Here is a 25,996-nt window from a genome sequence, read left to right as displayed (position 1 = left end):
GTGTTAGAGCTCGATACCAGCACGTTCGGCGACGGTATGCATGTCTTTGTCGCCACGGCCCGACAAGTTGACCAGGATGACGGCGTCGCGCGGCAGCGTGGGAGCCATCTTCGCGGCCTGCGCGATGGCATGGGACGACTCCAGCGCGGGCATGATGCCTTCGATGCGGCAGCAGTCGTGGAACGCCTTCAGGGCTTCATCGTCGGTGATCCCCGCGTATTCCGCGCGGCCCGTGTCTTTCAGCCAGGCATGCTCGGGGCCGACGCCGGGGTAGTCCAGGCCTGCGGACACGGAATGCGTTTCCTGGACCTGGCCATCGGCGTTCTGCATGACGTAGGTACGGTTGCCGTGCAGCACGCCCACCTGGCCGGCGGCCAGCGATGCGGCGTGCTTGCCGCTGTCCATGCCCTCGCCCGCGGCTTCGACGCCGATCAGGCGCACGTTTTCATAGGGGATGTAGGGATGGAAGATGCCCATGGCGTTCGAGCCGCCGCCCACAGCCGCCACGACGTAGTCGGGCTGGCGGCCGATGGCTTCAGGCATCTGCGTCAGGCATTCGTTGCCGATGACGGTCTGGAAGTCGCGCACCATGCGGGGATAGGGGTCGGGACCCGCTACCGTGCCGATGATGTAGAACGTGTTTTCGATGTTGGTGACCCAGTCGCGCATGGCTTCGTTCAGCGCGTCCTTCAGGGTGCGCGAACCCGAAGTGACCGGCACCACCGTGGCGCCCAGCAGCTTCATGCGGTAGACGTTCGACGCCTGGCGGCGGATGTCTTCGCTGCCCATGTACACCACGCATTCCATGCCATAGCGGGCCGCCACCGTGGCCGTGGCCACGCCGTGCTGACCGGCGCCGGTTTCGGCGATGACGCGCGGCTTGCCCATGCGCTTGGCCAGGAGGGCCTGACCGATGCAGTTGTTCACCTTGTGCGCGCCGGTGTGGTTCAGGTCTTCGCGCTTGAACCAGATCTGCGCGCCGCCCAGCAGGTCCGACCAGCGGCGGGCATGGTAGACCGGGCTGGGCCGGCCGACGAAATGCTTGAGTTCGTAGTTGAACTCTTCCAGGAAGGCGGGATCGACACGGTAATGGTCATAGGCGGCACGCAGCTCGTCGAGCGCGTGCATTAGCGTTTCCGCCACGAAAACACCGCCATAAGGGCCGAAATGGCCCTTGGCATCCGGAAAGTCGTAAGGTTTCACCAAGCATCTCCCCCGGTATCGCGACAGACCACTGCCGGCCGCAAATCCGGTTTGCAACCCGTCATTTTACCTGAGCCGGGCGCGGCCAGGGTGGGAAGCCCCTGCCCTGGCTGCACCCCGACGGCGCTTAGAGCGATTGGCCCAGGCGGCGCAGGAACGTCTCGCACGAGGCCATCTGGTCCAGGGCGACGTATTCGTCGGGCTTGTGGGCCTGTTCGATGTGGCCGGGGCCGCAGACGACCGTGGGAATGCCGATGCCCTGGAACAGACCGGCTTCGGTACCGTAGGCCACCTTGCGGGTGGTGCGGTCTTCAGTCAGCGCGCGCACCAGCTGGGTGATGGCGGCTTCTTCCGAGGCTTCGAGGGCGGGGGCAGCCGCGCCAGTTTCGATTTCGATGCTGGCGCCGTCGAATTCGGCCTTCATGCGCGGCAAGAGCTCATCGCGCACGTATTTTTCGACTTCGGCCTGGATCTCGTCAGGTTGCATGCCCGGCAGGTTGCGGAATTCGTAGGTGAATTCGCACAGTTCGGGGATGGTATTGACCGCGATGCCGCCCCGGATCTGATTGGTGGTCATGGTCGAGAACGGCACGTCGTAGAACTGGTCGTACGGGCCGTTGGCCTTGAAGCTGTCGGCCAGATCGCGGATGCGGCAGATCAGGCGGGCAGCGTATTCGATGGCGTTGCAGCCGCGCGGGGTCAAGGACGAGTGCGCCGCCTTGCCATGCACCTTGCAGCGGAAGAGATTGATGCCCTTGTGGGCCACGACCACCTGCATGCCGGTGGGTTCACCCACCACGCAGCCCTCGGGGCGGATGCCGCGTTCCAGCAGGTCGGCCAGCATGTACGGCGCGCCCGCGCAGCCGACTTCCTCGTCATAGGAGAACGCCAGGTGGATCGGCTTCTTGCGCGGCATGGCCAGGAATTCCGGCACCAGCGCCAGCGAGCCGGCAATGAACCCCTTCATGTCGCAGCTGCCGCGCCCATAGAGCAGCCCGTCTTTCTCGACGAGCTTGAACGGGTCCGTGCTCCAGTCCTGGCCATCCACGGGCACCACGTCGGTGTGGCCCGACAGGACGATGCCGCCCTGCTGGTTGCCATCCTGCGCAGGCAGGGTGGCGAACAGGTTGGCCTTGGTGCGCTCGGGGTTGTGCGCCAGCCACGCATCGACGCCCTGGCCTTTGAGCCAATCGCGGACGGTTTCGATCAGGGCAAGATTGGAATTGCGGCTGGTGGTATCGAAACCCACCAGCGTTTCCAGCCAGGTGCGCGCGTTCATGTCACTTCTCTTTTGGGGGAAAACGGCAAGTGTAAAGCCAGGAAGCGCCCGCGTCTTGGACGGCCTTACCCACCGTTCACGGGTTAAGCGCCTAGAATGTCGCCCGGATTGGAAAATACCCCCAAGGAGAAACCGTGCAGCACAAAGCAGTTCCCACACGCAACATCGTGGCCGCAGTGATAGGCAACGCCCTCGAATGGTATGACTTCCTGGTGTTCGCGTTCATGACGCCGATCATCGCCAAGCTGTTCTTCCCCACCGACCCCAACCTGCCCGGCAGCGAACTGAACGCCATCCTGATGACGACCGCGATCTTCGGCGTCGGCTTCTTCATGCGGCCAGTGGGCGGCATCATCCTGGGCATGTACGGCGATAAGAAGGGCCGCAAGGCCGCGATGGTGATGGTGACCTCGCTGATGGCCGTGTCGATCGCACTGATCACGGTTGCCCCGACCTACCACGCCGCCGGCATCCTGGCCCCGATCTTCATCCTGATCGCGCGCCTTTTGCAGGGCTTCTCGGCGGGCGGTGAATTCGGCACGTCGACGGCGCTGCTGATCGAAATGGCCCCCAACGGCAAACGCGGCTTCTACGGGTCGTGGCAGATGGCCGGCCAGATGCTGGCGCTCTTGATCGGCGCGGCTTGCGGCACGCTGATCACCGAGTTCTTCACGCAGGAACAGATCGCCGCCTGGGCTTGGCGCATTCCGTTCGCCTTCGGCCTGGTCATTGTTCCCATCGCGATCTATATCCGCAAGAACATCGACGAAACCGAAGTCTTCAAGAAGATGCAGGAAGAAGACCGCCAGGCCGCCGCGCGCGGTGAAGTGCAGCGCCTGAGCCTGGTGCAGATGGTCAAGACCCACACGCGCGAAACGATGATCGGCGTGGGCCTGGTCGTGACCGCGACGGTGTCCATCTACATTACCTTCACGTATCTGGTGACGTACTCCACGCAGATCCTGAAGCTGCCGATGAAAGACACCTTCATGGTGCAGATGGCCGGCGCGGCGCTGATGGTGCTGATGACCCCGTTCATGGGCGCCTGGTCGGACCGCATCGGCCGCCGTCCGCTGGTGATCGGTTCGCTGATCGGTTACCTGATCGTGCTGTACCCGTTGTACTACTGGCTGTCGGACGCGCCGTCGATCGGCCGCCTGTTGACGGTGCAGATCGTGGTGTGCTTCTTCGTGTCGGCCTTCTTCGGCGTGTTCAGCACGGTGATGGCGGAATTGTTCCCGGCGCGCGTGCGCTCCGTGGGCCTGTCGCTGGCCTATAACGTGGCGGTGATGATCTTCGGCGGCTTCGCGCAGTTCATCGTGACCTGGCTGATCAAGACCACGGGTTCGCCGATGGCCCCTGCCTACTACGTGATGTTCGGCGTAGCGCTGGGTCTCGTTGCCTCGTTCTTCATGCGCGAACGCGCGCACGAGAACCTGGACCACTAAGGCCACCTCCCCCACGGCCGTCCGGCCCTGGGGGCTTTGTCCTAACGGCGCGTCGCCGAGGACACACCGGCCACTTCGGCCAAGGCGTCCAGCGCGCGGGCGAGCGATTCGCCCCCGCGCACTTCCACCGTGAACACCATGTGGGCCAGCGACTGCTTGCTTTGCGTATTCACGCCCACGACATTCAAGCGCAGCCGCGCAAAGACTTCGGACAGGTCGCGCAGCAGGCCCGAGCGGTCGTGCGCGCGCACGCTGATGTCCACGGGATAGAAGGTATCCGAGGTCTCGCCCCAGGCCACTTCGATCACGCGTTCAGGTTCGCGCGCCGCCAGCGCCAGGTAGCTGTGGCAATCGCTGCGGTGGATGGACACGCCGCGCCCCCGCGTGACGAAGCCGGCAATGGCGTCCGGCGGCGCCGGGCGGCAGCAGCGCGCCAGCTGCGTCAACAGCGACCCCACCCCCACCACCAGCACGCCGCTCTTACCGCTTTTCTCGGCGCTGCCCGCACTGGCGTGGCGCAGCGCCGCCGGTTGCGGTTCGACGGCCGGCGCCGGCTGCTGGAACACGCTGTCGATCTGGCGCAGGCTGAACTCTTCCTTGGCCGCCGCCACGTACAGGTCGTCGGCGCGGGCAAAGCCCAGGTTCTGCGCCAATTGCTCCAGATTGACGGCCGTCTTGCCCAGCCGCTGCAATTCCTTTTCGACCAGCGCCTGCCCTTGGGTGATGCGCTGCTGCAACTCGATGGCGTTGAACCACATGCGCACCTTGGCGCGCGCCCGCGGGCTGGCCAGGAACCCCAACTGGGGGTTAAGCCAGTCACGCGACGGTCCGCCCGACTTGGCGGAAATGATCTCGACGGTCTGCCCCGTGGACAGCCGCGTCTGCAGCGGCACCATCTGGCCGTCGACACGGGCGCCGCGGCAGCGGTGGCCCAGGTCGGTGTGCAGGTGATAGGCGAAATCCACCGGCGTGGCACCAGCGGGCAGTTCGATCACCCTCGCCTGCGGCGTCAGCACGTAGATGCGTTCGTCGGTATGCGCGGGCGCCGTCACCACGTTGCGGTTCTTGCCCGGACCCGACTTGCCGGCGGCGGGTTTGGCGGCTTCCGGTTTGGCGGTTTCCGCGCCCGGTTCGGCGCCGCCTTCGACATCGCTGTTCCAGGCCAGCAATTGGCGCATCCACGCCAATTGCCGGTCGTATTCGCTGGAGGCCGCCACTTGGCCGCCCTTGGCGCCGGCTTCCTTGTAGCGCCAGTGCGCAGCCATGCCGTATTCGGCGAACTGGTGCATTTCGCGCGTGCGGATCTGCACTTCGAACGGCCGGCCGTCGTCGTCCGCCACGACCGTATGCAGCGATCGATAGCCGTTGGGCTTGGGCCGCGAAATGTAATCGTCGAACTCGTCGGAAAGCGGCGTCCACATCTCGTGCACCAGCCCCAGCGCCGTATAGCAGGCGCGCACGTCCTCGACGATGACGCGCAAGGCGCGCAGGTCGTACATCTGGGCGAAGTCCAGGCGCTTGACGCGCATCTTGTTCCAGATGCTGTAGATGTGCTTGGGCCGGCCGCTGACCTCGGCCTCGATGCCGGATTTGGACAAGGCGGTCTGCAGGCGGTCGATGGCGCCGGCGATGAAGGCCTCGCGCTCGACGCGCTTTTCTTCCAGCAGGCGGGCGATCTGCTTGTAGCGGTCGGGTTCCAGGAAGCGGAAGGCCAGGTCTTCCATTTCCCATTTGATCTGCCAGATGCCCAAGCGGTTGGCGAGCGGCGCGTACAGGTCCAGCGTTTCGCGCGCAAAGGCGATGGAGCACGGAGCCTTGCTTTCGGCGTGCCAGCGCAGCGTGCGCAGCCGGGAGGCCAGGCGCATCAGCACGATGCGCAGGTCGGCCGCCATCGCCAGCAGCATCTTGCGCTGCATTTCCTTTTGCGAGCCGCTTTCAGCCTCGGCATCGCTGGCCTGGCGGGCCACCACACCCAGGCGCAGCAGCGCGCGGGTACCCTGGACCAGGCGTGCGACCTCGGCGCCGAACGCCGTGGCAACGGGGTCGTTGCGCAAGGCCGGCGCGGGCGCCATCAAGTCAGTAGGCAAGGCGGCCAGCAGCGCTGCGGCGCGCGTGGCGGCGTCGGTATGCAAGGCCGCCAGGATGCGGACGACGCCGGCGCCGTGGCTGGCCAACGGTTCGCCCGTCAGCGCCTGTTGCCCTTCAAAACGGGGGATGGCCCAGGCAACTGCCTGGTCAATCAGCGCCATGCCGTCGGCGTCCAGGCCCGCCCCTACCTCCTGCCGCCAGGAAGCGTCGAAAGGCGAAGGCGCGTCGATAACAGGCGGGGCGGACATGAAGGGCGTCGTGCGTAGCGGGTTGATATCCCGACACTCTACACTAGGGCCTATTAGCCCTAGGGCCTGTTAGCACTGAATGCCCCACCGTCTCCCGGTATATAGAAGGAACCGAAGCTTATGTTGCGCTGGCTCAAGGGCCGGGGCGCCCGCGCCTCCGAAGTGGCCGAGATGCAGGCCCGGATCTCGCCCGAACTCTGGCGGCAGGTGCTGGATGCCCACCCCTTCCTGGCGGCGTTGAACGCCGACGAATCCGCTCAGTTGCTGGCGCGGTCGGCCTGGCTGCTGGCCAGCAAGACCATCAATGGCGCGCAGGGCCTGGAGGTCTCGGACTTCATGCGCCTGTCCATCGCGGCGCAGGCCAGCCTGCCCATCCTGAACCTGGCGCCCGAACTGTATGAGGGCTGGGACGAGATCATCGTGTACCCCGCCAGCTTCCGCATTCCCCGTTCGCGCCAGGACGACGACGGCGTGGTCCACGAATACATCGAGGACGCAGCCGGCGAAGCCTGGGAAGGCGGCCCGCTGGTGCTGTCCTGGGAAGACACGCAGTTGTCCGAAGGCGGCTTCAACGTGGTGATTCATGAATTCGCCCACAAGCTGGACCTGCGCTCGGGCTTTGCGGACGGCATGCCGTCGCTGGCTGCGCACCCGGATCTGAAGCCGAAAGTCTGGCGGCAGGTGCTGGACGACAGCCTGGACCGCTTCATCGCCGCGCTGGACGCGGTCGAGGCGGCCATCCCGCACGACGTGGACCCGGAAAGTGAGGAAGCGGACGCCTGGTATGGGCAACTGCCGATGGACCCGTACGCCGCCACCGACGAGGCGGAATTCTTCGCCGTCAGCTCGGAGCACTTCTTCGTGGATCCCGTCCCCATGCAGCAGGCGCTGCCCGAATGGTATGGCTTGCTGCGAGCGTACTACCGGCAGGACACCCTGGAACGCTACGCATGAAGCAGCTGCTGATCACCTGGCATTCGCGCACGGGCGCGGCCCGGCAGATGGCCGAGGCCGCCGCCCGGGGCGCCGTCGCGGCCGCCACGCAGCTGGAGCAGGCCGACGCGCTGCGCGTCGTGCTGCGGCGCGCCTCGGAGGTCGACGCCGACATCCTGCTGGCAAGCCAGGGCTACCTGTTTTGCGCGCCGGAGAACCTGGCCAGCCTGAGCGGCGAAATGAAGGAATGCTTCGACCGCAACTACTATGCCGTGCTCGACCGGATCCAGGGCCTGCCCTACGGCTGCGCGATCAGCGCGGGCAGCGACGGCTCGGGCGCAGCACGGCAGGTTGAACGGATTTGCACCGGCTGGCGGCTGAAGGCTGTGGCGCCGGCGCTGATCGTCAACATGGGTGCGCAGACGGCCGAACAGATCTGGGCAGAGAAGACGGTGCGCGAGGAAGACCTGGCTAGGTGCGAGGAATTGGGGGGATTGCTGGCGGGGATGGTGCTGATGGGGGGATGATGGGTTGCGCGCGGTCGCCGTGCCAAAAAGAAAAAGCCCTTCGGCATGCCGAAGGGCTTTTTGCTTGCAGGCGGATATCGCTTAGACGGCGGCCGTCACGACGATTTCGACCTTGAAGTCCGGGTTGGCCAGGCGGGCTTCGACCGTGGCGCGCGGAGGCGAATTGCCGTCGGCGACCCATGCGTCCCATGCCTTGTTCATGCCGTCGAATTCCTTCATGTTGGCCACGTAGATCTGGGCCATCAGGATCTTGGTCTTGTCGGTGCCGGCTTCGGCCAGCAGGCGATCGATCGTCGCCAGCACTTGCTCGGTCTGGCCGGTGATGTCCAGCTTGGCATCGTCAGGCACCTGGCCTGCCAGGTACGCGACGCCGTTGTACACGGCCATGTCCGACAGGCGCTTGGCGACGTGGAAGCGCTTGATGCTGCTCATGAATATTCCCCTAGAGTCGAGTTGGGTGGGTGGATCAATACAAGGAAACCAGCAATTTACCCCGAGCCGCCCTCAGGCGGGGGGCAGCTGGAACACCTGGCGCAGATATGCCAGGTAGGCAGGATCGTCGCACATGGTCTTTTCAGGCGCGTCGGACACCTTGGCCACGGGCTGGCCGTTGCAGCGGACCATCTTCATGACGATCTGCAGCGGTTCATGGCCGAGGTCGTTGGTCAGGTTGGTGCCGATGCCGAACGACACCTTGCAACGCCCGGCAAACTGGCGGGCCAGTTCAATCGCGCGCGGGAACGTCAGCGAATCCGAGAACACCAGGGTCTTGGCGCGGGGGTCCACGCGATTCTTCCGGTAGTGTTCCAGCAGACGCTCGCCCCAGACGAAGGGGTCGCCGGAGTCGTGGCGCGCGCCGTCGAAAAGCTTGCAGAAATACATATCAAAGTCGCGCAGGAAGGCATCCATGCCGTAGACGTCGGACAGCGCGATGCCCAGGTCGCCGCGGTATTCCTTGGCCCAGACTTCCAGCGCGTACACCTGGGAATCGCGCAGGCGCGGGCCGAGGGCCTGGCAGGCCTGCAGGTATTCATGGCCCATCGTGCCCAGCGGCAGCACTTCGTGCTGCTTGGCCAGCAGCACGTTGCTGGTGCCGGCAAAGTGCGGCCCCATCTGCGCCTTCATGGTGGACACGACTTCCTGGTGCCAGACTTTCGAGAAGCGGCGGCGCGTGCCGTATTCGGCCACGCGGAAATCGGCCAGCGCGGGGTCGTCCAGCACCAAGTGCATCTTGGACTGCAAGCGCTGGCGGCCTTCTTCCCAGTCGGGATTCTTGCGCGTGTTGCGGAAGTAGACCTCGTTGACGATGGCAAGCACCGGGATCTCGAACAGGATCGTGTGCAGCCACGGGCCCTTGACCTCGATCGAGATCTCGCCGGGCGCGTCGCCTTCGCTGATGTGGATGCAGCGCTCGGGCATGTGGAACAGCCCAAGGAAATCAACGAAGTCGCTCTTGATGAAACGCAAGCCGCCCAGGTAATCCAGTTCGTCCTGCGTGAAGCGCAACTGGCACAATTGGTGCACTTCTTCGCGGATTTCATCCAGATAGGGGCGCAAGTCGGCGCCCACGGTGCGGCACTTGTAACGGTACTCGACCTGTGCAGCGGGGAATTGATGCAGCACCACTTGCATCATGCTGAATTTGTACAGATCGGTGTCGAGCAGCGAAGTGATTATCATGATTGCGCGTATCGTTTCGCGACACCATAGCATAGAGGACAGGGGGTTCAGGGCGATGGGCCACGATGTCAATACGGGTATTACCGGCACATCCCGCCCGCATTGGGTAAAATCCGGGCAACAAGACACAAAAGCCGCCGATCCCGGAGTTCCTGAATGACCCACGTTGTCACCGAAAACTGTATTAAGTGCAAGTACACCGATTGCGTTGATGTGTGCCCGGTGGACTGTTTTCGTGAGGGTCCGAACTTCCTCGTGATCGATCCGGACGAATGCATCGATTGCGCCGTCTGCATCCCGGAATGCCCGGCCAATGCGATCTACGCCGAAGAAGACGTGCCGCAAGACCAACTGAATTTCATCGCGCTGAACGCCGAACTCTCTCCCGAGTTCGCCAGCATCAGCCGCGCCAAGAAGCCCCTGCCGGACGCCGACGACTGGAATGGCAAGCAGGACAAGCTGCAATACCTGGAAAAATAATCCGCGACGGCCGGCTGCCGCATGGCGGCCGGCATCGTGCGATGCCCCGATGACCGACGACTCCAAATACACGCGCCAGACCGTAACCCAGATCCATACCTGGGTGCCCGACAAGCTGTTCTCGGTGCGCGTGACGCGCGACGATGCGTATACGTTCCTGCCGGGCCAGTTCGCCCGGGTCGGTTTACCCGGGGCGGACGACCCAGACGGCCCGCCCACCCTGTGGCGCGCCTATTCCATGGTCTCGGCCCCGCACGAGTCCGGGTTGGAGTTCTATTCCATCGTGGTCCCCGACGGCCTGTTCAGCCCGCGCATGGCGCAGCTGCAACCGGGCGACGCGCTGTACGTGGAAAAAACGCCCTACGGCTTCTTGACGCTGGAACGCTTCGCCCCGGGCGGCGACCTCTGGCTGCTGGCCTCCGGCACCGGGCTGTCCGCCTACCTGTCCATCCTGCGCGACCCCGCCACCTGGCGCGCCTACCGCCGCATCATCCTGGTGCATGGCGTGCGCACCGCGGCGGAGCTGGCCTACCGCGAAGAGATTGAGTCCTGGGGCACACGGCCCGAGCTGGCCGAGCTGTTCGCGGCCGACCCGCAAAAGCTCGTCTACCTGCCCATCGCCACCCGCGAAGCCCTGCCGGGCATGCCCCAGGCGCGCCTGACCACGCTGATCGCCGATGGCCAGCTGGAAAGGCTGGCCGGGCAGCCGCTGGACCCCGAACACGCCAAGATCATGCTTTGCGGCAACCCCGAAATGCTGGCGGATGCCCGCAAGCTGCTGGGTGAACGCGGCTTCAAGCCGGGCCGCCGGGGCATCCCCGGCAACCTGGCGGTTGAGAATTACTGGTGATCCCGCACGACCCGGCTTAGTGCATAAATCCTCCGTTTGGGCTCTGGCCGGGGCAGGAAAACGCCCTAAACTGGTGCTTAATGGGATGACGGGTCTCTTTTTAGCAACAGAATCCCGGTCTTTGCGGCAGTTTCTTCAGGCTGATTGGATATATCTTTAGTCCTCGGCGCAATAATCGGGGCACACGCACGACCCAGAAGGACTTCCCCCAAATGCTGTACCAATTGCACGAAATGCAGCGCGCCTTCCTGACTCCGTTCGCTGCATTCACGGATGCCGGTTCCCAGCTGTTCTCCAGCCCCTACAGTCCCCTCGCCTACACCCCGATTTCCCGCCAGATGGCGGCCGGGTACGAGTTGATGACGCGGATCGGCAAGGAATATCAGAAGCCCGCCTGGAATCTTCCCGAGACCCAGATCAACGGCAAGTCCGTTCGCGTCACCGAAACCCTGGCGCTCGATAAGCCCTTCTGCCGCCTGGTGCACTTCCACCGCGACGTGCGCGCCGCCGGCCGCGACGACCCGAAGGTGCTGCTGGTTGCCCCGCTGTCCGGTCACCACGCCACGCTGCTGCGCGATACCGTGCGCGCCCTCCTGCCCAACCATGACGTCTACGTCACGGACTGGGTCGACGCCCGCATGGTGCCGCTGTCGGCGGGCCCGTTCCACTTGAATGACTACGTGCGCTATGTGCAGGATTTCATCCGGCACCTGGGCCCGGACGTGCACGTGATCTCGGTTTGCCAGCCCACCGTGCCGGTGCTGGCCGCCGTGTCGCTGATGGCGACCGCCAACGATCCCTGCCAGCCGCGCAGCATGGTGATGATGGGTGGCCCCATCGATCCGCGCCAGTCGCCCACGCAGGTGAACCGCCTGGCCACGACCAAACCTTATTCGTGGTTTGAAAGCCAGGTGATCCACCCGGTCCCGCCCCGTTATCCGGGTGCCGGCCGCAAGGTCTACCCGGGCTTCCTGCAGCATGCCGGGTTCATGGCCATGAATCCCGACCGCCACATGAAGTCGCACTACGAGTTCTACCTGGACTTGCTGCGCGGCGACGACAGCGACGCCGAAGCGCATCGCCGCTTCTACGACGAATACAACGCGGTGCTGGACATGCCGGCCGAGTTCTACCTGGATACGATCCGCATGGTGTTCCAGGACTTCGCGCTGCCCAGCGGCACCTGGGAAGTGGACGGCCAGACCGTGCGCCCGGCCGATATCAAACAGGTCGCCCTCTTCACCATCGAAGGCGAGCTGGACGATATTTCGGGCCAGGGACAGACGCGCGCAGCCATCAAGCTCTGCAAGAACATCCCGGCCGAGCGCAAAATGCACTACACCGCGCCCAACTGCGGCCATTACGGGATTTTCTCGGGCCGCCGGTGGCGCGAAATGATCTGTCCTAAAATTGCCGAATTCATCCGGCAATCGGCTTGACGACGGCATAGCGCCGACCGGCAGGTGACGCGCGGGCCCGGCCCGCGCGCCCTCAAGCCAGATCCGTATTCCACGGGGCCCGAGTGGCCCCTTTTTCTTTTATTGGCCTTACATGTCCTGTCGCTCACTTGCCGACCGCATCGACGCCTTGCTGCCCCAGACGCAATGCACCAAGTGCGGCTATGACGGCTGCCGGCCCTATGCCGACGCCATTGCCGAGGGCGCAGCCCCGATCAACCGCTGCCCGCCTGGCGGCGACGAAGGCATCACCGCGCTGGCCGCCCTGCTGCAGACCCCCGTCTTGCCGCTGGACCTGGAACGCGGCGAACCCGGCCCGCTGCTGGTCGCGCGCATCGACGAATCCCATTGCATCGGCTGTACGTTGTGTATCCAGGCCTGTCCGGTCGACGCCATCGTGGGCGCGAACAAGCACATGCACACGGTGCTGGCCGACTGGTGCACGGGCTGCGACCTGTGCGTGGCGCCCTGTCCGGTGGATTGCATCCAGATGGTCCCCGCCGGGCGCGCCTGGAGCGCGCAGGACGCCGCCGTCAGCCGGCAGCGCCATCGCAACCACCTGGCGCGCACCGAACGCCTGGCGGCTGACAACGCGCGCCTGATGGCGCCGGAAGCTCCCGCTCAGGCATCTCCAGTTCAGGCCGCCGCCGACGACGCGCAAAGCGAAGACCGCAAGCGCTCCGCCATTGAATCCGCGCTGGCCCGCGCCCGGGCCCGCCGCAATCCGACGCAGTCATGAACGCAGCCAAACGCCGTGAGATCTTCGCCCGCCTGCAGGCGGCCAACCCCCACCCCACCACCGAACTGGAATACGACACTCCGTTCCAATTGCTGATTGCGGTACTGCTGTCGGCGCAAGCGACCGACAAGTCGGTCAACATCGCCACGCGCAAGTTCTTCCCGCAGTACGGCACGCCCCAGGCCCTGCTGGACCTGGGCGAAGAAGGCCTGTCCGACTACATCAAAACGATCGGCCTGTACCGCACCAAGGCCAAGAATACGATCGCCACCTGTCGGATCCTGATCGAGCACCATGGCGGCGAAGTGCCGCAGACCCGCGAGGCGCTGGAGTCGCTGCCCGGCGTGGGCCGCAAGACGGCCAACGTGGTGCTGAACACTGCGTTCGGCCAGCCGACCATGGCCGTGGACACGCACATCTTCCGCGTGTCCAACCGCACCGGCATCGCGCCCGGCAAGAACGTGCTGGAAGTCGAAGAGAAACTGGTGAAGTTCGTACCACGCGAATATATGCAGGACGCCCATCACTGGCTGATCCTGCAAGGCCGCTACGTCTGCGTGGCGCGCAAACCGAAATGCCCGCAATGCGGCATTTCCGACCTGTGCGAATTCAAACAGAAAACGCCAGCGTGAACGCGGCATTCCGAATATTGCGGAATCATTTCATCGCGTGAAAAACCGGGTTTTCCCTCGATGAAATTTGCATAAGGCGTTGATAAGAATCAACGCCTATTTGCTGCAACGCATTGGATAAGAAAAGGGTTTTCCCGCCTTGTGCGCCAAGTATTGTCGGCCTGTTGACAATTCAACATGCCGCACTGCAAAACCTATGTAAAACCCTCATGGAATTTTGATAAAGAGGTCCGCATACTCGCCGGCAACTCATCGGAAAACAACGAACAATCGTTGTATTTCACGACCCCGCGGGGGGCCTGTCGAAATCACGGCGGGTTGAGACCATAAAAATCAACGCCGGTGCAGCGGACATGGATGACACAATCCTGGAGACAAAAGGCCTCACCAAGGAGTTCCGCGGATTCGTCGCGGTCAATGGGGTCGATTTGCGTATCAAGCGGGGCGAGATTCATGCCTTGATCGGGCCTAACGGCGCGGGCAAGACGACTTGCTTCAACCTGCTTACCAAGTTCTTATCTCCCACGTCGGGAACGATCAAGTTCAACGGCATCGACATCACCGGCGATCGCCCCGCGCAAATCGCGCGGCGCGGCGTTATCCGCTCGTTCCAGATTTCGGCGGTGTTTCCCCACCTGACCGTGCTTGAAAACGTGCGGATCGGCTTGCAGCGCAAGACCGGCCTGTCGTTCCATTTCTGGCAAAGCGACAAACGCCTGGCTGCGCTGAACGAGCCTGCTCGCGCGCTGCTGGAACAGGTGGACCTGGGCGCCTTCGCGAACGAAACCACGGTGAACCTGCCGTATGGCCGCAAGCGCGCGCTGGAAATCGCGACGACCCTGGCGATGGAACCCGAACTGATGCTGCTGGACGAGCCCACCCAGGGCATGGGCCACGAAGACGTGGACCGCGTCACGCAGCTGATCAAGCGCGTGAGCGCCGGGCGCACCATCCTGATGGTCGAACACAACATGAACGTCGTGTCCTCCATTGCCAACACCATCACCGTGCTGGCGCGCGGTTCGGTGCTGGCCGAGGGCACGTACGCCGAAGTCTCGCGCCACCCGGCCGTGATGCAAGCCTACATGGGCACCACCGACGGCGAACTTCAAGGAGCGCACGCATGAGCACCCCGGCACTGGAAATCTCGGGCTTGCAAGCCTGGTACGGGGAATCGCACATCCTGCACGGCGTGGATATGCGCGTAGGGCAAGGCGAAGTCGTCACGCTGCTGGGCCGCAACGGCGCCGGCCGCACCACGACGCTGCGGGCCATTCTGGGCCTGACCGGATCGCGCAAGGGTTCGGTGCGCATCCACGGCACCGAAGCCATCGACCTGCCCACCTACAAGATCGCCCATCTGGGCGTGGGCTATTGCCCTGAAGAACGCGGCATCTTCGCCAGCCTGTCTTGCGAAGAAAACCTGCTGCTGCCCCCTGTCGTGGGCTCGCTGGGCGGCGGCATGTCGCTGGCCGAGATCTACGACATGTTCCCCAACCTGCAAGAGCGCCGGAATTCACCCGGCACGCGCTTGTCGGGCGGCGAACAGCAAATGCTGGCGGTGGCGCGCATCCTGCGCACCGGCGCCAACCTGCTGCTGCTGGACGAAATCTCCGAAGGCCTGGCGCCGGTCATCGTGCAGGCGCTGGCCCGCATGATCACGACGCTCAAGCAGCGCGGCTACACCATCGTCATGGTGGAGCAGAACTTCCGCTTCGCGGCTCCCCTGGCCGATCGCTTCTATGTCATGGAGCACGGCCAGATCGTCGAGCATTTCGAAGCGGCAGAACTTTCAGAAAAACAGGACACGCTCAACGAATTGCTGGGCGTCTAAAACAACCTGTCATCCGCCGGAACCCCGGCAACACTACACCGTAGGGAAGAGGAGTCATCCCATGAAGCTGCACACTATCACTGCTGCACTGGCCATGGCGGGCCTGGGATTTGCAGGGGCGACCGCCCATGCGCAAGGTATCTCCGACGATGTCATCCGCATCGGCTTCATCACCGACATGTCGGGCGTGTATTCCGACATCGACGGCAAGGCTGGTCTGGACGCGATCCGCATGGCGATCGAAGACGCCGGCGGCTCGATCAACGGCAAGAAGATCGAAGTCGTCTCGGCCGACCACCAGAACAAGGCCGACGTCGCGTCGGCCCGCGTGCGCGAATGGTTCGACGAACAGAAGGTCGACGTCATTATCGCCGGCACGAACTCGTCGACCAGCCTGGCCATGGCCGGCGTGGCCGCCGCCAAGAAGAAGCCCTTCATGGCCATCGGCGCGGGCGCTTCGGACCTGACCAACGCCCAATGCTCGCCCTACACCGTGCACTATGCCTACGACACCGTGGCCCTGGCGCGCGGCACCGGTTCCGCCGTCGTGAAGGACGGCGGCAAGAGCTGGTTCTTCCTGACCGCCGACTACGCCTTCGGCCATGCGCTGGAGCGTGACACCATGGCGGTCGTCAAGGCCGCCGGCGGCGATGTGAGAGGCCAGGTGCGGGCGCCGCTGGGCGCCTCGGACTTCTCGTCCTTCCTGCTGCAAGCGCAAGCCTCCAAGGCGCAGATCCTGGGTCTGGCCAACGCGGGCGGCGACACCATCAACGCGATCAAAGCCGCCAATGAATTCGGCGTGACCAAGACCATGAAGATGGCGGGCCTGCTGGTCTTCATCAACGACGTGCACGCGCTGGGCCTGCAGGCCACGCAGGGCATGTACTTGACCGACGGCTGGTACTGGGACCAATCCGACGCTTCGCGCGCCTGGTCCAAGAAGTTCGAAGCCAAGGTCGGCCGCAAGCCGTCCATGCTGCAGGCCGGCGACTATTCCGCCCTCACCTTCTATCTGAACGCGGTCAAGGCCACCGGCACGGACGACGGCGACGCCGTCATGAAGTGGATGAAGTCCAACAAGATCAACGACTTCTTCGCCCAGGGCGGCTACGTGCGCGAAGACGGCCGCATGATCCACGACATGTACCTGATGCAGGTCAAGACCCCGGCCGAATCCAAGGCACCGTGGGACTACTACAAGGTCGTGGCGACGCTGCCGGGCGACGAGGTCTACACCAAGTTGTCCGAGTCCACCTGCAAGCTGGTCAAGAAGTAATCACCAGCTTATGTGACCCCGAGGTGCGGCCAGGCGCAAGCCGCCGCCGCACCTTGCATTTGCTCGCTTCCATCCGTACGCGCAGGATTTTCACAAGATGACTGACCTTTTCGGCATCCCTATACAGGCCTTGTTCGGCCAGCTATTACTGGGCCTGGTCAACGGTTCCTTCTATGCCATGTTGTCGCTCGGGCTGGCCGTTATCTTCGGGCTGCTGAACGTCATCAACTTCGCGCACGGCGCGCTTTACATGCTGGGCGCGTTCATCGCCTGGATGGGGCTGTCGTACCTGGGGTTGAACTACTGGGTCATGCTGATCCTGGCGCCGTTGGTCGTCGGGCTATTCGGCATCCTGATCGAGAAATTGCTGCTCAAGCACCTTTACAAGCTCGACCACCTGTATGGCCTGCTGCTGACTTTCGGGCTGACGCTGCTGATCGAGGGGCTGTTCCGCAGCTTCTACGGCGTGTCGGGCCAACCCTATCCCACGCCGGAGGCCTTGCGCGGCGCGACCAACCTGGGCTTCATGATCCTGCCGAACTATCGCGGCTGGGTCGTGGCGGCGTCGGTGGTCGTGTGCCTGGCCACGTGGTTCGTGATCGAACGCACCCGCCTGGGCGCCCTGCTGCGTGCCGGCACCGAAAACCCGCGCCTGGTCGAGGCCTTCGGCGTGAACGTGCCCCGCATGATCACGCTGACCTATGGCTTCGGCGTGGCGCTGGCGGGCTTTGCCGGCGTGCTGGCTGCGCCCGTCCTGCAGATTTCCCCGCTGATGGGGTCCAACCTCATCATCGTCGTGTTCGCCGTGGTCGTGATCGGGGGCATGGGGTCCATCATGGGCGCCATCGTGACCGGTCTGGGCCTGGGCGTGATTGAAGGACTGACCAAGGTGTTCTGGCCCGAAGCCTCCAGCACCGTGGTGTTCATCATCATGGCCATCGTTCTGTTGATCCGCCCGGCCGGGCTGTTCGGAAAAGAAAAATGAATCGTCAACTCCTGGGCTATGCGGTCCTGGCCGTCGTGGTGGCCGCTCTACCCTTTCTCGGGGTGTATCCGATCTTCGCCATGAAGATCATGTGCTACGCGCTTTTCGCCTGCGCGTTCAACCTGCTGCTGGGCTTTACCGGGCTGCTGTCCTTCGGGCACGCCGCCTTCCTGGGCAGCGCGGCGTATGCCGCCGGCCATGCGATGAAGGTCTGGGGTTTCCCCACCGAAATCGGCCTGCTGTTCGGCGTAGGCGTGGCGGCGCTGCTGGGCCTGGCGATGGGCGCCATCGCCATCCGGCGCAGCGGCATCTACTTCGCCATGATCACCTTGGCATTGGCGCAGATGGTGTTCTTCTTCTTCCTGCAGGCCAAGTTCACCGGCGGCGAAGACGGTCTGCAAAGCGTGCCGCGCGGCACTTTGCTGGGGCTGGTCGACCTGTCCAAGGACATCAACCTGTACTACCTGGTGATGGCCATCTTCATCATCGGCTACTTCATCATCTGGCGCACGGTGAACTCGCCCTTCGGGCAAGTGTTGCAGGCGCTGCGCGAAAACGAGCCGCGCGCCATTTCGCTGGGCTACGACGTCGACCGCTTCAAGCTGCTGGCCTTCGTGCTGTCGGCCGCGCTGGCCGGCCTGGCCGGCGCCACCAAGACGCTGGTGTTCGTGTCGGCCACCTTGTCGGACGCCACCTGGCAGATGTCGGGGCTGGTCATCCTGATGACGCTGATCGGCGGGCTCGGTACCTTGACGGGCCCGATCCTGGGCGCGTTCATCGTGGTGCTACTGGAGAACAAGGTGGGCGATTTCGGCCAGATGATGGCCAACCTGACCGGCGTGGACTGGTTCCTGCGCCTGGGGGAATCCGTCACCATCGTGATCGGCCTGATCTTCGTGATCTGCGTGCTGGCCTTCCGCCGCGGCATCGTGGGCGAATTCGGCGCCTTCATCGAACGCCGGCGCGCCGCCCGCGCCTGACCCACGTACGTTTTGCCACCCGAACGGGGCCGCACCATGCGGCCCCGTTTGCGTTTGGCCTGCGGCCAAGCACCCGTACAATAAAACGCACCCCATCACACAGGTGCCTGACCATGCGCAATCCGCATCCGCTCGCCCCCGTCATCGGCGCCCTGGCGCTGGCCGCGGCCCTCCTGGCCCCGGCCGCCCAAGCGGCGTCGCCCGCCCCCACCTGCGAAGTCAACCGGCCCATCCGCTTCAGCGGCCTGAACTGGGAGTCCAACCTGGTGCTGGCCGGCATTGAACGCTATGTGCTGGAACACGGCTACGGCTGCAAGACCACGGTCGAAATCGGCGAAACGCTGCCCATGCTGGCGGCGCTGCAACGCGGCGACGTCGACGTGACGCCCGAAGTGTGGCCCGGCCAGATCGAGGGCGCCTGGAAAAAGGCGCTGGCCAGCGGCAAGGTGCTGGGCGTGGGTCACGTGTACGACGCCGGCGAAGGCTGGTATGTGCCCCGCTACACCGTCGAACGCCACCCGGAGCTGAAGGCCGCGTCCGATCTGGCGCGCTTCAAGAACGTGTTCACCGACCCCGAAGACCCGGGCCGCGGCCGCATTTACGGCTGCCCCGCCGGCTGGGCCTGCGGCACCCTGAACGACAACCTGCTGCGCGCCCTGAAACTGGACAAGGACTACTCGCTATTCGCGCCCGGCTCGGGCGCGGCGCAGAAGGCGGCCATCGTGTCGGCCTACAAGCGCAAGCGCAACATCGTCTTCTACTACTGGACTCCCACGTCGCTGGTGGGCGCGCTGGACCTGGTCAAGCTGGAATTGCCCGCCTTCGACCAGGCAGCCTACACCTGCATGACCGATCCCAAGTGCGCCAATCCGGTCGCCACCGAGTTCAAGCCCAACCCCGTCGTCACGGGCGTGAACGCGGCGTTCGCCAAGGAAGCGCCCCGGATCGCCGAGTTCCTGGGCAAGCTGACCGTACCCGACGACGCCATCAACGCCACCCTGGGCTGGCTGGAGAACGAAGGCAAGGAACCCGAGGACGCGGCCCGCTATTTCCTGAAGCAGTACGGCCCCGTCTGGCGGCAATGGATGCCGGCGGAAGCCGCCGATCGCGTCCAGGCAGCGCTTGCGCGCGAGTGACGGACCGAACGCAGCCGCCGCCTCATGTATCCTGACGTTTCGGCGCCGAAGAAGCGCCTACCCGATTCAAGCAAAGGAAGATGAACATGGATGCCCTGTACTGGCACAACGGTCACTGGACCACCGAGAACCCCAAACTGCTCGGCCCCGCCGACCACGCTTTCTGGATGGCCAGCATGGTCTTCGACGGCGCGCGCGCGTTCCGCGGCCTGACGCCCGACCTGGACCTGCACTGCCAGCGCGTCGTGCGCTCGGCTGAAAAGATGCTGATGAAGCCGCAGATCGGCTGGGAAGCGATCCAGAAGCTGTGCCTGGAAGCTGTGGCCAAGTTCCCGGCCGGCACCGAGCTCTATATCAAGCCGATGTTCTACTGCGCCGACGGCTTCCTGCTGCCGGATGCCGACAAGACCCAATTCGTGCTGCACGTATTCAAGGTGCCTATGCCCGGCGAGCAAGGTTTCTCGGCCTGCTTCTCCAGCTTTGCGCGTTCCTGGCCCAATATGGCGCCCACCGACGCCAAGGCGTCGTGCCTGTACCCCAACGGCCAGCGCGCCATCCGTGAAGCCGCGGAAAAAGGATTCGATAACGCCATCATGCTGGACGGCGCGGGCAACATCGCCGAATTCGCCACCAGCAACCTGTGGCTGGCCAAGAACGGCGTGGTGTCCACGCCCGTGGACAACGGCACGTTCCTGAACGGCATCACGCGCCGCCGCGTCCTGGCCTTGCTGAAGGCAGACGGCGTCGAAGTGCAGGAACGCAGCCTGACCCGCGCCGACGTCGAAGAGGCCGACGAAGTGTTCTCGTCCGGCAACTACGGCAAGGTGGTGCACGTGAACCGCGTGGAAGGCCGTGCGCTGGAATATGGCCCGCTGGCCCGCCGCGCACACAAGCTGTACATGGACTACGCGGAAAGCACCGGCAGCCGCTGAACCGGCGCCGCCCCCCCTCCCGCACACCCATGACACTGCCCGCTCTCTCGCGGGCAGTGTCGTATTCAAGCGATGCCCGACGATGCAGACACGACGCGACTTCCTGCGCAACAGCGCAACCCTGGCAGGCGCCGGCAGTGCGCTGGCGCTGCTGCCGGCCTCCATCCGCCGCGCGCTGGCGATTCCCGCCAACCACCGTACCGGCACGATCCGCGATGTCGAACACATCGTGATCTTCATGCAGGAGAACCGTTCGTTCGACCATTATTTCGGTGGCCTGGCGGGCGTGCGCGGCTTTGGCGACCGATTCCCCATCCCCGTGCCGGATAGCCCTGAGGCCCGCCACCGCACCGTCTGGGCGCAATACAACGACAAGCCCGACGAAGGCGCTCCGCGCACCGTGCTGCCCTATCACCTGGACACGCGTGAAGCCTTCGAGACCTTGCGCATCGCCAGCACGCCGCACACCTGGTCCAACGCCCAGGATGCCTGGGAAGCTGGCCGCATGGGCCGCTGGCCCGCGGCCAAGAAGAACCATTCGATGGCGTACTACACCGAGGCCGACATGCCTTTCCAGTACGCCATGGCGCGCGCCTTCACCATCTGTGACGCTTACCACTGCTCATTCACCGGTGGCACCAACACGAACCGGCTGTTCGTGTGGAGCGGCACGAACGATGGCGCCGGGCGCGGCAACGGCCCGGCGCTGGGCAACGTCTACAACAAGCTCAAGGGCGGAGACCCCGCCCGTGCCTACACGTGGACCACCTATCCGGAACGGCTGGAAGCCGCTGGCGTCAGCTGGCGCATCTACCAGGACATGGCGGACAACTACTCGCTGAATCCCACCGCCGGGTTCAAAGCGTATCGCGATGCCTACCACGGGGTGCCGGGATCGCTTGCCGCGCTGAAGGAAAAGGCGCTGACGACCCGTAGCCTGGACCGGTTGCGCCAGGACGTGCTGAACGGCTCGCTGCCGCAGGTGTCGTGGATCTGCGCCACCAAGGCGGGATCCGAACATCCCAGCCCGTCCAGCCCCGCGCAAGGCGCGGACTATACGGCCCGCGTCCTGGATGCGCTGACCGCCAATCCCGAGGTCTGGAGCAAGACCGTCCTGCTGCTGATGTTCGACGAGAACGACGGCTTCTTCGATCACATGCCGCCGCCCGCTCCACCGTCGCGCGACGCCACGGGCGCCCTGGCCGGCGCGTCCACCGTGGACACCCGCGGCGAATACCACGAGCTCATCACCGGGGTGGAAAAGGACGACACGCCTGCGCATCTGCACGGCGTCTACGGGCTGGGGCCGCGTGTGCCTATGTACGTGCTGTCGCCGTGGACCAAGGGCGGCTGGGTCAATTCGCAAGTGTTCGACCACACGTCGGTGCTGCGTTTCGTCGAGCAGCGCTTCGGCGTGGCCGAGTCGAATATCTCGCCCTGGCGCCGCGCCGTCTGCGGCGACCTGACGTCGATCTTCGATTTCGCCAACCCGGATGGCGCCGACTTGCTGCGTGACTTTCCCGCCACGGCCGAGCGGGCTGCGCAAGCCTCCGCCCTGCCCGGCACCGTGACGCCCCCTGCTCCCGCGCAACCGGCGCTGGCTCGCCAGCAATCCGGCACGCGTCCCTCTCGCGCACTGCCTTATGCGCTGCATACCCACGCGCGGGTAGACGGCGACCGCGTCACGCTGCAATTCGAGAACGTCGGCGCGGCCGCCGCGGTACTGCATGTCTACGACCGGCTGCATCTGGACCGCGGCCCGCGCCGCTACACCGTGGAAGCCGGCAAGCGGCTGGAAGGTGAATGGCTGACGGCCGGCGATGACGGCCGTTACGACCTGTGGGTGCTGGGGCCGAACGGGTTCCATCGCCATTGCACGGGGCGCTCGGTAGCCGGGGCGGTGCCGCCCTTGGACGTCACCGCCGCCTATGCCGGACCCGGCGCTTCCCTGCGGCTGACGGTGCATAACCCCGGCCCCGAACCGCGCACGTTCCGTGTCGATCCCAATGCCTACCGCCACCCGCCACAAACCGGCGCCGCATTGGCGCCTGGCGAATCCGTCGAACTCTCGTGGGACCTGACCCGCACGGGCGGCTGGTATGACGTCACCGTGCATGTCCCCGACGACCCCGCCTGTACGCGCCGGCTGGCCGGACGCATCGAAACCGGCGCCCCTTCCACGTCCGACCCTGAAATGGGCGAGGAGCTGACTCTGCAATGGACACCCCAAGCGTAAAACCCCCGGCCCCCTACGAAAACGCCGTGACATTCCAGTTCGGCGACTCGCCCGAGCTGGCCGACGAACTGCTGGCGCTGGTGCTGGCCGGCACCAAGACGGCGACCTGCGGTGCCCTGCATCACTTCAACGACAAGGAACCCGTGCCTGCGACCGGGCGGCGCGACGTGGTGCTGGACGGCAAGGGCCGGCCCGCTTGCGTCATCGAGACCACCAGCGTGCTGATCCAGCGCTTTGAGCAGGTGGATGAAGCGTTCGCGCTGGCAGAGGGCGAAGGCCCCTACGATGTCTGGCGGGACGCGCACATCGCCTACTTCGAGCGCAACGGCGGCTATGCGCCGGACATGATGCTGGTCTGCGAACGCTTCCGCGTGGTCGAGGTGTTCGACAGATAAAAAAAGCCGGGCACCTGTCGGTGTCCGGCTTTTTCAGGATCGGCTTGGCGTGCCACTCAGTCTTTTTCCGCGCCCTTGCCCAGGCCAAGGTAGCTTTCGATGACCTTCGGGTCGCCGGCCAGTTCGCGCGCCGGGCCGTGCAGGATCACTTCGCCGGTTTCCAGCACGTAACCGTAGTCGGCCACTTGCAGGGCCGCGCGGGCGTTCTGCTCGACCAGCAGGATCGCCACGCCGGTTTCGCGCAGGCGCGCGATGATGTGGAAGATCTCGCGCACGATGCGCGGCGCGAGGCCCAGGCTGGGCTCGTCCAGCATCAGCAGCGTGGGCTTGGCCATCAGCGCACGGCCGACAGCCAGCATCTGGCGTTCGCCGCCGGACAAGGTGCCGGCCTGTTGGGCGCGGCGTTCACGCAGCCGCGGAAACAGGTCGAACACTTCGTTCAGCGTGTCGCGCCAGCCGGCTTCGCGCGCCCGATAGCGGCGAAAACCTCCCAGCAGCAGGTTGTCTTCCACGGACATGGTGCCGAACAGTTCGCGGCGTTCGGGCACCAGCGACATGCCGGCCGCCACGCGGCGCTCCACCTGCCAGGCCGACACGTCGGTACCAGCGTACTGCACGGTGCCGGCGGAATGGCCGGTCTGCGGCAAAGAACCCATCATGGCGTTCAACATGGTGGATTTGCCGGCGCCGTTGGCGCCGATCACGGTCACGATACTGCCGGCGGGCACGGTCAGGGTGGCGCCCACCAGCGCACCCACCTTGCCGTAGCGGGCCGACAGGTTACTGACTTCCAGGACGGGGGGTTGCGTCGCGCTCATTGCACACCTCCGGCCGACACGGGCTTGGCCTGATCCGCTTCGGGCAGGTCGTCGTCGATGCCGCCCAGATAGGCTTCCAGCACCGCCGGGTTCTTTTGCACGTCGGCCGGCACGCCTTCGGCCAGCTTGGTGCCGAAATCCATCACCACGAGGTGGTTGGTCAGGCGCATCACAAAATCCATATCGTGTTCGACGAGCAGAATGCTCATGCCTTCCGCGCGCAGCTGTTCCAGCACGCGCGCCAAGTCCTGCTTTTCCTTGTAGCGCAGGCCGGCGGCGGGTTCGTCCAGCAGCAACAGCACAGGATCGGACGCCAGGGCGCGTGCGATTTCCAGGATGCGTTGCTGGCCCAGCGCCAGGTTGCCCGCCTGCTCGTACAGGTACTCGCCCAGGCCCACCCGCTTGATCTGCTCGGCAGCCTCATGCAGCAACTGCGCCTCGCGGGCGCGGTCCGAATGCAAGGCGCCCGCCAGCACACCGACGTCGGAACGCAAGTGCGCGCCCAGCGCCACGTTTTCCAGCACGGTCATGCCGGGCAGCAGTTGCACGTGCTGGAAGGTGCGGCCGACGCCCAGCTTGGCGATCTCGCGCGCCGAGCGGTTGTCGATGCGCTGGCCCATGAACGTGACCTTGCCGCGCGTCACCGGCAGCACGCCGCTGATCAGGTTGAAGGTCGTGCTCTTGCCGGCGCCGTTGGGGCCGATCAGGCCCATGATTTCGCCCGAACTGACCTTGAAGGTGATGTCGTTGACCGCGACCAGGCCACCGAATTCCTTGCGGATGGCGTCCACTTCCAGCACGACCTGCCCCGCTTGCGGACGCTCGCGCGTCGGCAAGGCGGGCGCGGGCGCCGGCGGCGCCAGATTGCGACGCGAACCGTCGGCCCCGGTAACGCTGCCCCACCAGCCCGCCAGGATCGGCCACAGGCCGTTGCGGGCGTATTGCAGCATCAGGATCAGCAGCACGCCGAAAACGATCATTTCGAAGTTGGCGTTGGTATCCAGCAGCTTGGGCAGCAGGTTCTGCAACTGGTCCTTCAGCACCAGGATGACGCTGGAACCGAGCAAGGCGCCCCAGACGTAACCCGCACCGCCCACCACCGCCATGAACAGGTATTCAATGCCGTAGTTCAGGCCGAAGGGGCTGGGGCTGACGGCGCGCTGCATGTGCGCGTAGAGCCAGCCCGAAATGCAGGCCAGCAGTGCCGCCCAGACGAAGATCACGACCTTGTACGCGGCCGTGTTCACGCCCATGGATTCAGCCATGCCTGCGCCGCTTTTCAGCGCGCGGATGGCGCGGCCCGGACGCGAGTTCAGCAGATTCCGCGTGGCCCACAGCGCCAGCAGCACGAACACCCAGATCAGGTAATAGATGTGCCGGCCGCTGGCCAGCGAGATGCCGAAAACGCTGAGCGGTTCGATGCCGGCAATGCCGTCGTGCTTGCCCAGCCAATCGATATTGCCGAACAGGAAATAGAGCGACAGGCCCCAGGCGATGGTGCCCAGCGGCAGATAGTGGCCCGACAGGCGCAACGTGATCGCGCCCAGCAGATACGCCACGACGGCGGTGATGACCAGCCCGACGGGCAACGCCAGCCAGGGTGATACGTCGTACTGCGTGGTCAGGAAAGCAGTGGTGTACGCGCCCAGGCCGACGAACGCCGCCTGGCCGAAGGACGTCAGGCCGCCCACGCCGGTCAGGAGCACCAGCCCCAGCACGACCAGGCTCGCCAGGCCGATGTAATTGAGTTGCGTCACCCAGAATTCGGGCGTGACCGGCACCAATGGCAGGCCCGCCAGGACGACGATGAATACGGCAAGCAAAATGCGGTTCATGGCGT

The 25,996-nt window shown here is 64.9% G+C and carries 24 protein-coding genes; 17 read left to right on the top strand and 7 right to left on the bottom strand.

What is annotated here, in order from left to right:
• Positions 1-3: 3 nt before the first annotated feature.
• Together trpB and argE are read right to left on the bottom strand one after the other, a co-directional pair.
• Positions 4-1,203: a tryptophan synthase subunit beta gene (gene trpB, locus AC3WMU_RS21630; protein ID WP_006223809.1), complete on the bottom strand. Its 1,200-nt coding sequence runs from the start codon at positions 1,201-1,203 to the stop codon at positions 4-6.
• A gap of 127 nt (positions 1,204-1,330) precedes the next feature.
• On the bottom strand, positions 1,331-2,482 hold the full coding sequence (argE, locus tag AC3WMU_RS21625) for an acetylornithine deacetylase (RefSeq protein ID WP_088587970.1): 1,152 nt from the start codon (positions 2,480-2,482) through the stop codon (positions 1,331-1,333).
• Positions 2,483-2,616: 134 nt separating this feature from the next.
• Between argE and AC3WMU_RS21620 the strand changes: the two genes are divergently transcribed.
• Entirely contained in the window at positions 2,617-3,930 is a 1,314-nt protein-coding gene (locus AC3WMU_RS21620; protein WP_006223807.1) for an MFS transporter, read from the top strand.
• A 41-nt stretch (positions 3,931-3,971) separates the two neighbouring features.
• On the opposite strand, the gene AC3WMU_RS21615 is transcribed toward AC3WMU_RS21620, so the two are convergent.
• A complete protein-coding gene (locus AC3WMU_RS21615; protein ID WP_492282963.1) occupies positions 3,972-6,266 on the bottom strand; it encodes a RelA/SpoT family protein in 2,295 nt (764 codons plus the stop codon).
• Between the two features lie 120 nt (positions 6,267-6,386).
• Here AC3WMU_RS21615 and AC3WMU_RS21610 point away from each other — a divergent pair, with 120 nt between their 5' ends.
• Together AC3WMU_RS21610 and AC3WMU_RS21605 are read left to right on the top strand one after the other, a co-directional pair.
• Positions 6,387-7,220, top strand: a complete 834-nt coding sequence (locus tag AC3WMU_RS21610) for a M90 family metallopeptidase (RefSeq protein ID WP_006223805.1) — start codon at positions 6,387-6,389, stop codon at positions 7,218-7,220.
• Positions 7,217-7,726: a flavodoxin family protein gene (locus tag AC3WMU_RS21605; RefSeq protein ID WP_492282962.1), complete on the top strand. Its 510-nt coding sequence runs from the start codon at positions 7,217-7,219 to the stop codon at positions 7,724-7,726. Before AC3WMU_RS21610 ends, AC3WMU_RS21605 begins: the two co-directional genes overlap by 4 nt.
• Before the next feature lie 81 nt (positions 7,727-7,807).
• Here AC3WMU_RS21605 and AC3WMU_RS21600 read toward each other — a convergent pair whose 3' ends face one another.
• Positions 7,808-8,158, bottom strand: coding sequence for a RidA family protein (locus AC3WMU_RS21600; RefSeq protein ID WP_006223803.1), 351 nt, complete (start codon positions 8,156-8,158; stop codon positions 7,808-7,810).
• Between the two features lie 72 nt (positions 8,159-8,230).
• Positions 8,231-9,406, bottom strand: coding sequence for a nicotinate phosphoribosyltransferase (gene pncB / locus AC3WMU_RS21595; RefSeq protein WP_006223802.1), 1,176 nt, complete (start codon positions 9,404-9,406; stop codon positions 8,231-8,233).
• A 156-nt stretch (positions 9,407-9,562) separates the two neighbouring features.
• Between pncB and fdxA the strand changes: the two genes are divergently transcribed.
• From fdxA to AC3WMU_RS21525, 14 genes are all read left to right on the top strand, one after another.
• The gene (gene fdxA, locus AC3WMU_RS21590) at positions 9,563-9,886 is read left to right on the top strand and encodes a ferredoxin FdxA (protein WP_006218015.1); all 324 of its coding nucleotides are present in this window, start codon (positions 9,563-9,565) and stop codon (positions 9,884-9,886) included.
• 49 nt (positions 9,887-9,935) lie between these two features.
• The gene (locus tag AC3WMU_RS21585) at positions 9,936-10,736 is read left to right on the top strand and encodes a ferredoxin--NADP reductase (protein WP_088587967.1); all 801 of its coding nucleotides are present in this window, start codon (positions 9,936-9,938) and stop codon (positions 10,734-10,736) included.
• A 212-nt stretch (positions 10,737-10,948) separates the two neighbouring features.
• Entirely contained in the window at positions 10,949-12,175 is a 1,227-nt protein-coding gene (locus AC3WMU_RS21580; RefSeq protein WP_280025639.1) for a polyhydroxyalkanoate depolymerase, read from the top strand.
• A gap of 112 nt (positions 12,176-12,287) precedes the next feature.
• Positions 12,288-12,932 (top strand): electron transport complex subunit RsxB, encoded by a 645-nt coding sequence (gene rsxB, locus AC3WMU_RS21575; protein WP_492282961.1) that lies wholly within the window; start codon positions 12,288-12,290, stop codon positions 12,930-12,932.
• The gene (gene nth, locus AC3WMU_RS21570; RefSeq protein ID WP_006223798.1) at positions 12,929-13,564 is read left to right on the top strand and encodes an endonuclease III; all 636 of its coding nucleotides are present in this window, start codon (positions 12,929-12,931) and stop codon (positions 13,562-13,564) included. Before rsxB ends, nth begins: the two co-directional genes overlap by 4 nt.
• 353 nt (positions 13,565-13,917) lie before the next feature.
• Positions 13,918-14,691 carry an ABC transporter ATP-binding protein gene (locus AC3WMU_RS21565; protein WP_006223797.1) on the top strand — a complete coding sequence of 258 codons (774 nt, stop codon included), beginning with the start codon at positions 13,918-13,920 and terminating at the stop codon, positions 14,689-14,691.
• Positions 14,688-15,398, top strand: a complete 711-nt coding sequence (locus AC3WMU_RS21560) for an ABC transporter ATP-binding protein (protein WP_006223796.1) — start codon at positions 14,688-14,690, stop codon at positions 15,396-15,398. The genes AC3WMU_RS21565 and AC3WMU_RS21560 overlap by 4 nt, the downstream gene beginning before the upstream one ends.
• A 61-nt stretch (positions 15,399-15,459) precedes the next feature.
• Positions 15,460-16,674: an ABC transporter substrate-binding protein gene (locus AC3WMU_RS21555; RefSeq protein ID WP_006223795.1), complete on the top strand. Its 1,215-nt coding sequence runs from the start codon at positions 15,460-15,462 to the stop codon at positions 16,672-16,674.
• Positions 16,675-16,771: 97 nt separating this feature from the next.
• Positions 16,772-17,659, top strand: coding sequence for a branched-chain amino acid ABC transporter permease (locus AC3WMU_RS21550; RefSeq protein WP_006223794.1), 888 nt, complete (start codon positions 16,772-16,774; stop codon positions 17,657-17,659).
• A complete protein-coding gene (locus tag AC3WMU_RS21545; protein WP_006223793.1) occupies positions 17,656-18,639 on the top strand; it encodes a branched-chain amino acid ABC transporter permease in 984 nt (327 codons plus the stop codon). Before AC3WMU_RS21550 ends, AC3WMU_RS21545 begins: the two co-directional genes overlap by 4 nt.
• 113 nt (positions 18,640-18,752) lie before the next feature.
• Positions 18,753-19,775, top strand: a complete 1,023-nt coding sequence (locus AC3WMU_RS21540) for an ABC transporter substrate-binding protein (RefSeq protein WP_492282960.1) — start codon at positions 18,753-18,755, stop codon at positions 19,773-19,775.
• Positions 19,776-19,861: 86 nt separating this feature from the next.
• A complete protein-coding gene (locus AC3WMU_RS21535) occupies positions 19,862-20,707 on the top strand; it encodes a branched-chain amino acid aminotransferase (RefSeq protein WP_280025919.1) in 846 nt (281 codons plus the stop codon).
• An 82-nt stretch (positions 20,708-20,789) separates the two neighbouring features.
• Positions 20,790-22,943, top strand: coding sequence for a phosphocholine-specific phospholipase C (locus AC3WMU_RS21530; protein WP_006223790.1), 2,154 nt, complete (start codon positions 20,790-20,792; stop codon positions 22,941-22,943).
• Positions 22,925-23,338 carry an ASCH domain-containing protein gene (locus tag AC3WMU_RS21525; RefSeq protein ID WP_006223789.1) on the top strand — a complete coding sequence of 138 codons (414 nt, stop codon included), beginning with the start codon at positions 22,925-22,927 and terminating at the stop codon, positions 23,336-23,338. Before AC3WMU_RS21530 ends, AC3WMU_RS21525 begins: the two co-directional genes overlap by 19 nt.
• A gap of 56 nt (positions 23,339-23,394) precedes the next feature.
• Here the strand turns inward: AC3WMU_RS21525 and AC3WMU_RS21520 are convergent, their stop codons facing one another.
• Together AC3WMU_RS21520 and AC3WMU_RS21515 are read right to left on the bottom strand one after the other, a co-directional pair.
• On the bottom strand, positions 23,395-24,156 hold the full coding sequence (locus AC3WMU_RS21520; protein ID WP_006223788.1) for an ABC transporter ATP-binding protein: 762 nt from the start codon (positions 24,154-24,156) through the stop codon (positions 23,395-23,397).
• A complete protein-coding gene (locus AC3WMU_RS21515) occupies positions 24,153-25,991 on the bottom strand; it encodes a branched-chain amino acid ABC transporter ATP-binding protein/permease (RefSeq protein ID WP_088587960.1) in 1,839 nt (612 codons plus the stop codon). Before AC3WMU_RS21515 ends, AC3WMU_RS21520 begins: the two co-directional genes overlap by 4 nt.
• Between the last annotated feature and the right edge of the window lie 5 nt (positions 25,992-25,996).

It is taken from the genome of Achromobacter sp. FW305-C-13 (assembly GCF_058783475.1).
Note: the sequence above shows the minus strand (reverse complement) of the source record. Positions and strands in the feature narration are given on the sequence as shown.

Coding starts and splice junctions, on each gene's coding strand:
- rsxB (WP_492282961.1), top strand. CDS start 12,288: ATGTCCTGTCGCTCACTTGCCGACCGCATCGACGCCTTGCTGCCCCAG.
- AC3WMU_RS21535 (WP_280025919.1), top strand. CDS start 19,862: ATGGATGCCCTGTACTGGCACAACGGTCACTGGACCACCGAGAACCCC.
- AC3WMU_RS21610 (WP_006223805.1), top strand. CDS start 6,387: ATGTTGCGCTGGCTCAAGGGCCGGGGCGCCCGCGCCTCCGAAGTGGCC.
- AC3WMU_RS21600 (WP_006223803.1), bottom strand. CDS start 8,158: ATGAGCAGCATCAAGCGCTTCCACGTCGCCAAGCGCCTGTCGGACATG.
- AC3WMU_RS21540 (WP_492282960.1), top strand. CDS start 18,753: ATGCGCAATCCGCATCCGCTCGCCCCCGTCATCGGCGCCCTGGCGCTG.
- AC3WMU_RS21615 (WP_492282963.1), bottom strand. CDS start 6,266: ATGTCCGCCCCGCCTGTTATCGACGCGCCTTCGCCTTTCGACGCTTCC.
- AC3WMU_RS21530 (WP_006223790.1), top strand. CDS start 20,790: ATGCAGACACGACGCGACTTCCTGCGCAACAGCGCAACCCTGGCAGGC.
- AC3WMU_RS21555 (WP_006223795.1), top strand. CDS start 15,460: ATGAAGCTGCACACTATCACTGCTGCACTGGCCATGGCGGGCCTGGGA.
- pncB (WP_006223802.1), bottom strand. CDS start 9,406: ATGATAATCACTTCGCTGCTCGACACCGATCTGTACAAATTCAGCATG.
- AC3WMU_RS21560 (WP_006223796.1), top strand. CDS start 14,688: ATGAGCACCCCGGCACTGGAAATCTCGGGCTTGCAAGCCTGGTACGGG.
- AC3WMU_RS21580 (WP_280025639.1), top strand. CDS start 10,949: ATGCTGTACCAATTGCACGAAATGCAGCGCGCCTTCCTGACTCCGTTC.
- AC3WMU_RS21605 (WP_492282962.1), top strand. CDS start 7,217: ATGAAGCAGCTGCTGATCACCTGGCATTCGCGCACGGGCGCGGCCCGG.
- argE (WP_088587970.1), bottom strand. CDS start 2,482: ATGAACGCGCGCACCTGGCTGGAAACGCTGGTGGGTTTCGATACCACC.
- nth (WP_006223798.1), top strand. CDS start 12,929: ATGAACGCAGCCAAACGCCGTGAGATCTTCGCCCGCCTGCAGGCGGCC.
- AC3WMU_RS21515 (WP_088587960.1), bottom strand. CDS start 25,991: ATGAACCGCATTTTGCTTGCCGTATTCATCGTCGTCCTGGCGGGCCTG.
- AC3WMU_RS21545 (WP_006223793.1), top strand. CDS start 17,656: ATGAATCGTCAACTCCTGGGCTATGCGGTCCTGGCCGTCGTGGTGGCC.
- AC3WMU_RS21565 (WP_006223797.1), top strand. CDS start 13,918: ATGGATGACACAATCCTGGAGACAAAAGGCCTCACCAAGGAGTTCCGC.
- AC3WMU_RS21585 (WP_088587967.1), top strand. CDS start 9,936: ATGACCGACGACTCCAAATACACGCGCCAGACCGTAACCCAGATCCAT.
- fdxA (WP_006218015.1), top strand. CDS start 9,563: ATGACCCACGTTGTCACCGAAAACTGTATTAAGTGCAAGTACACCGAT.
- AC3WMU_RS21520 (WP_006223788.1), bottom strand. CDS start 24,156: ATGAGCGCGACGCAACCCCCCGTCCTGGAAGTCAGTAACCTGTCGGCC.
- AC3WMU_RS21525 (WP_006223789.1), top strand. CDS start 22,925: ATGGACACCCCAAGCGTAAAACCCCCGGCCCCCTACGAAAACGCCGTG.
- AC3WMU_RS21550 (WP_006223794.1), top strand. CDS start 16,772: ATGACTGACCTTTTCGGCATCCCTATACAGGCCTTGTTCGGCCAGCTA.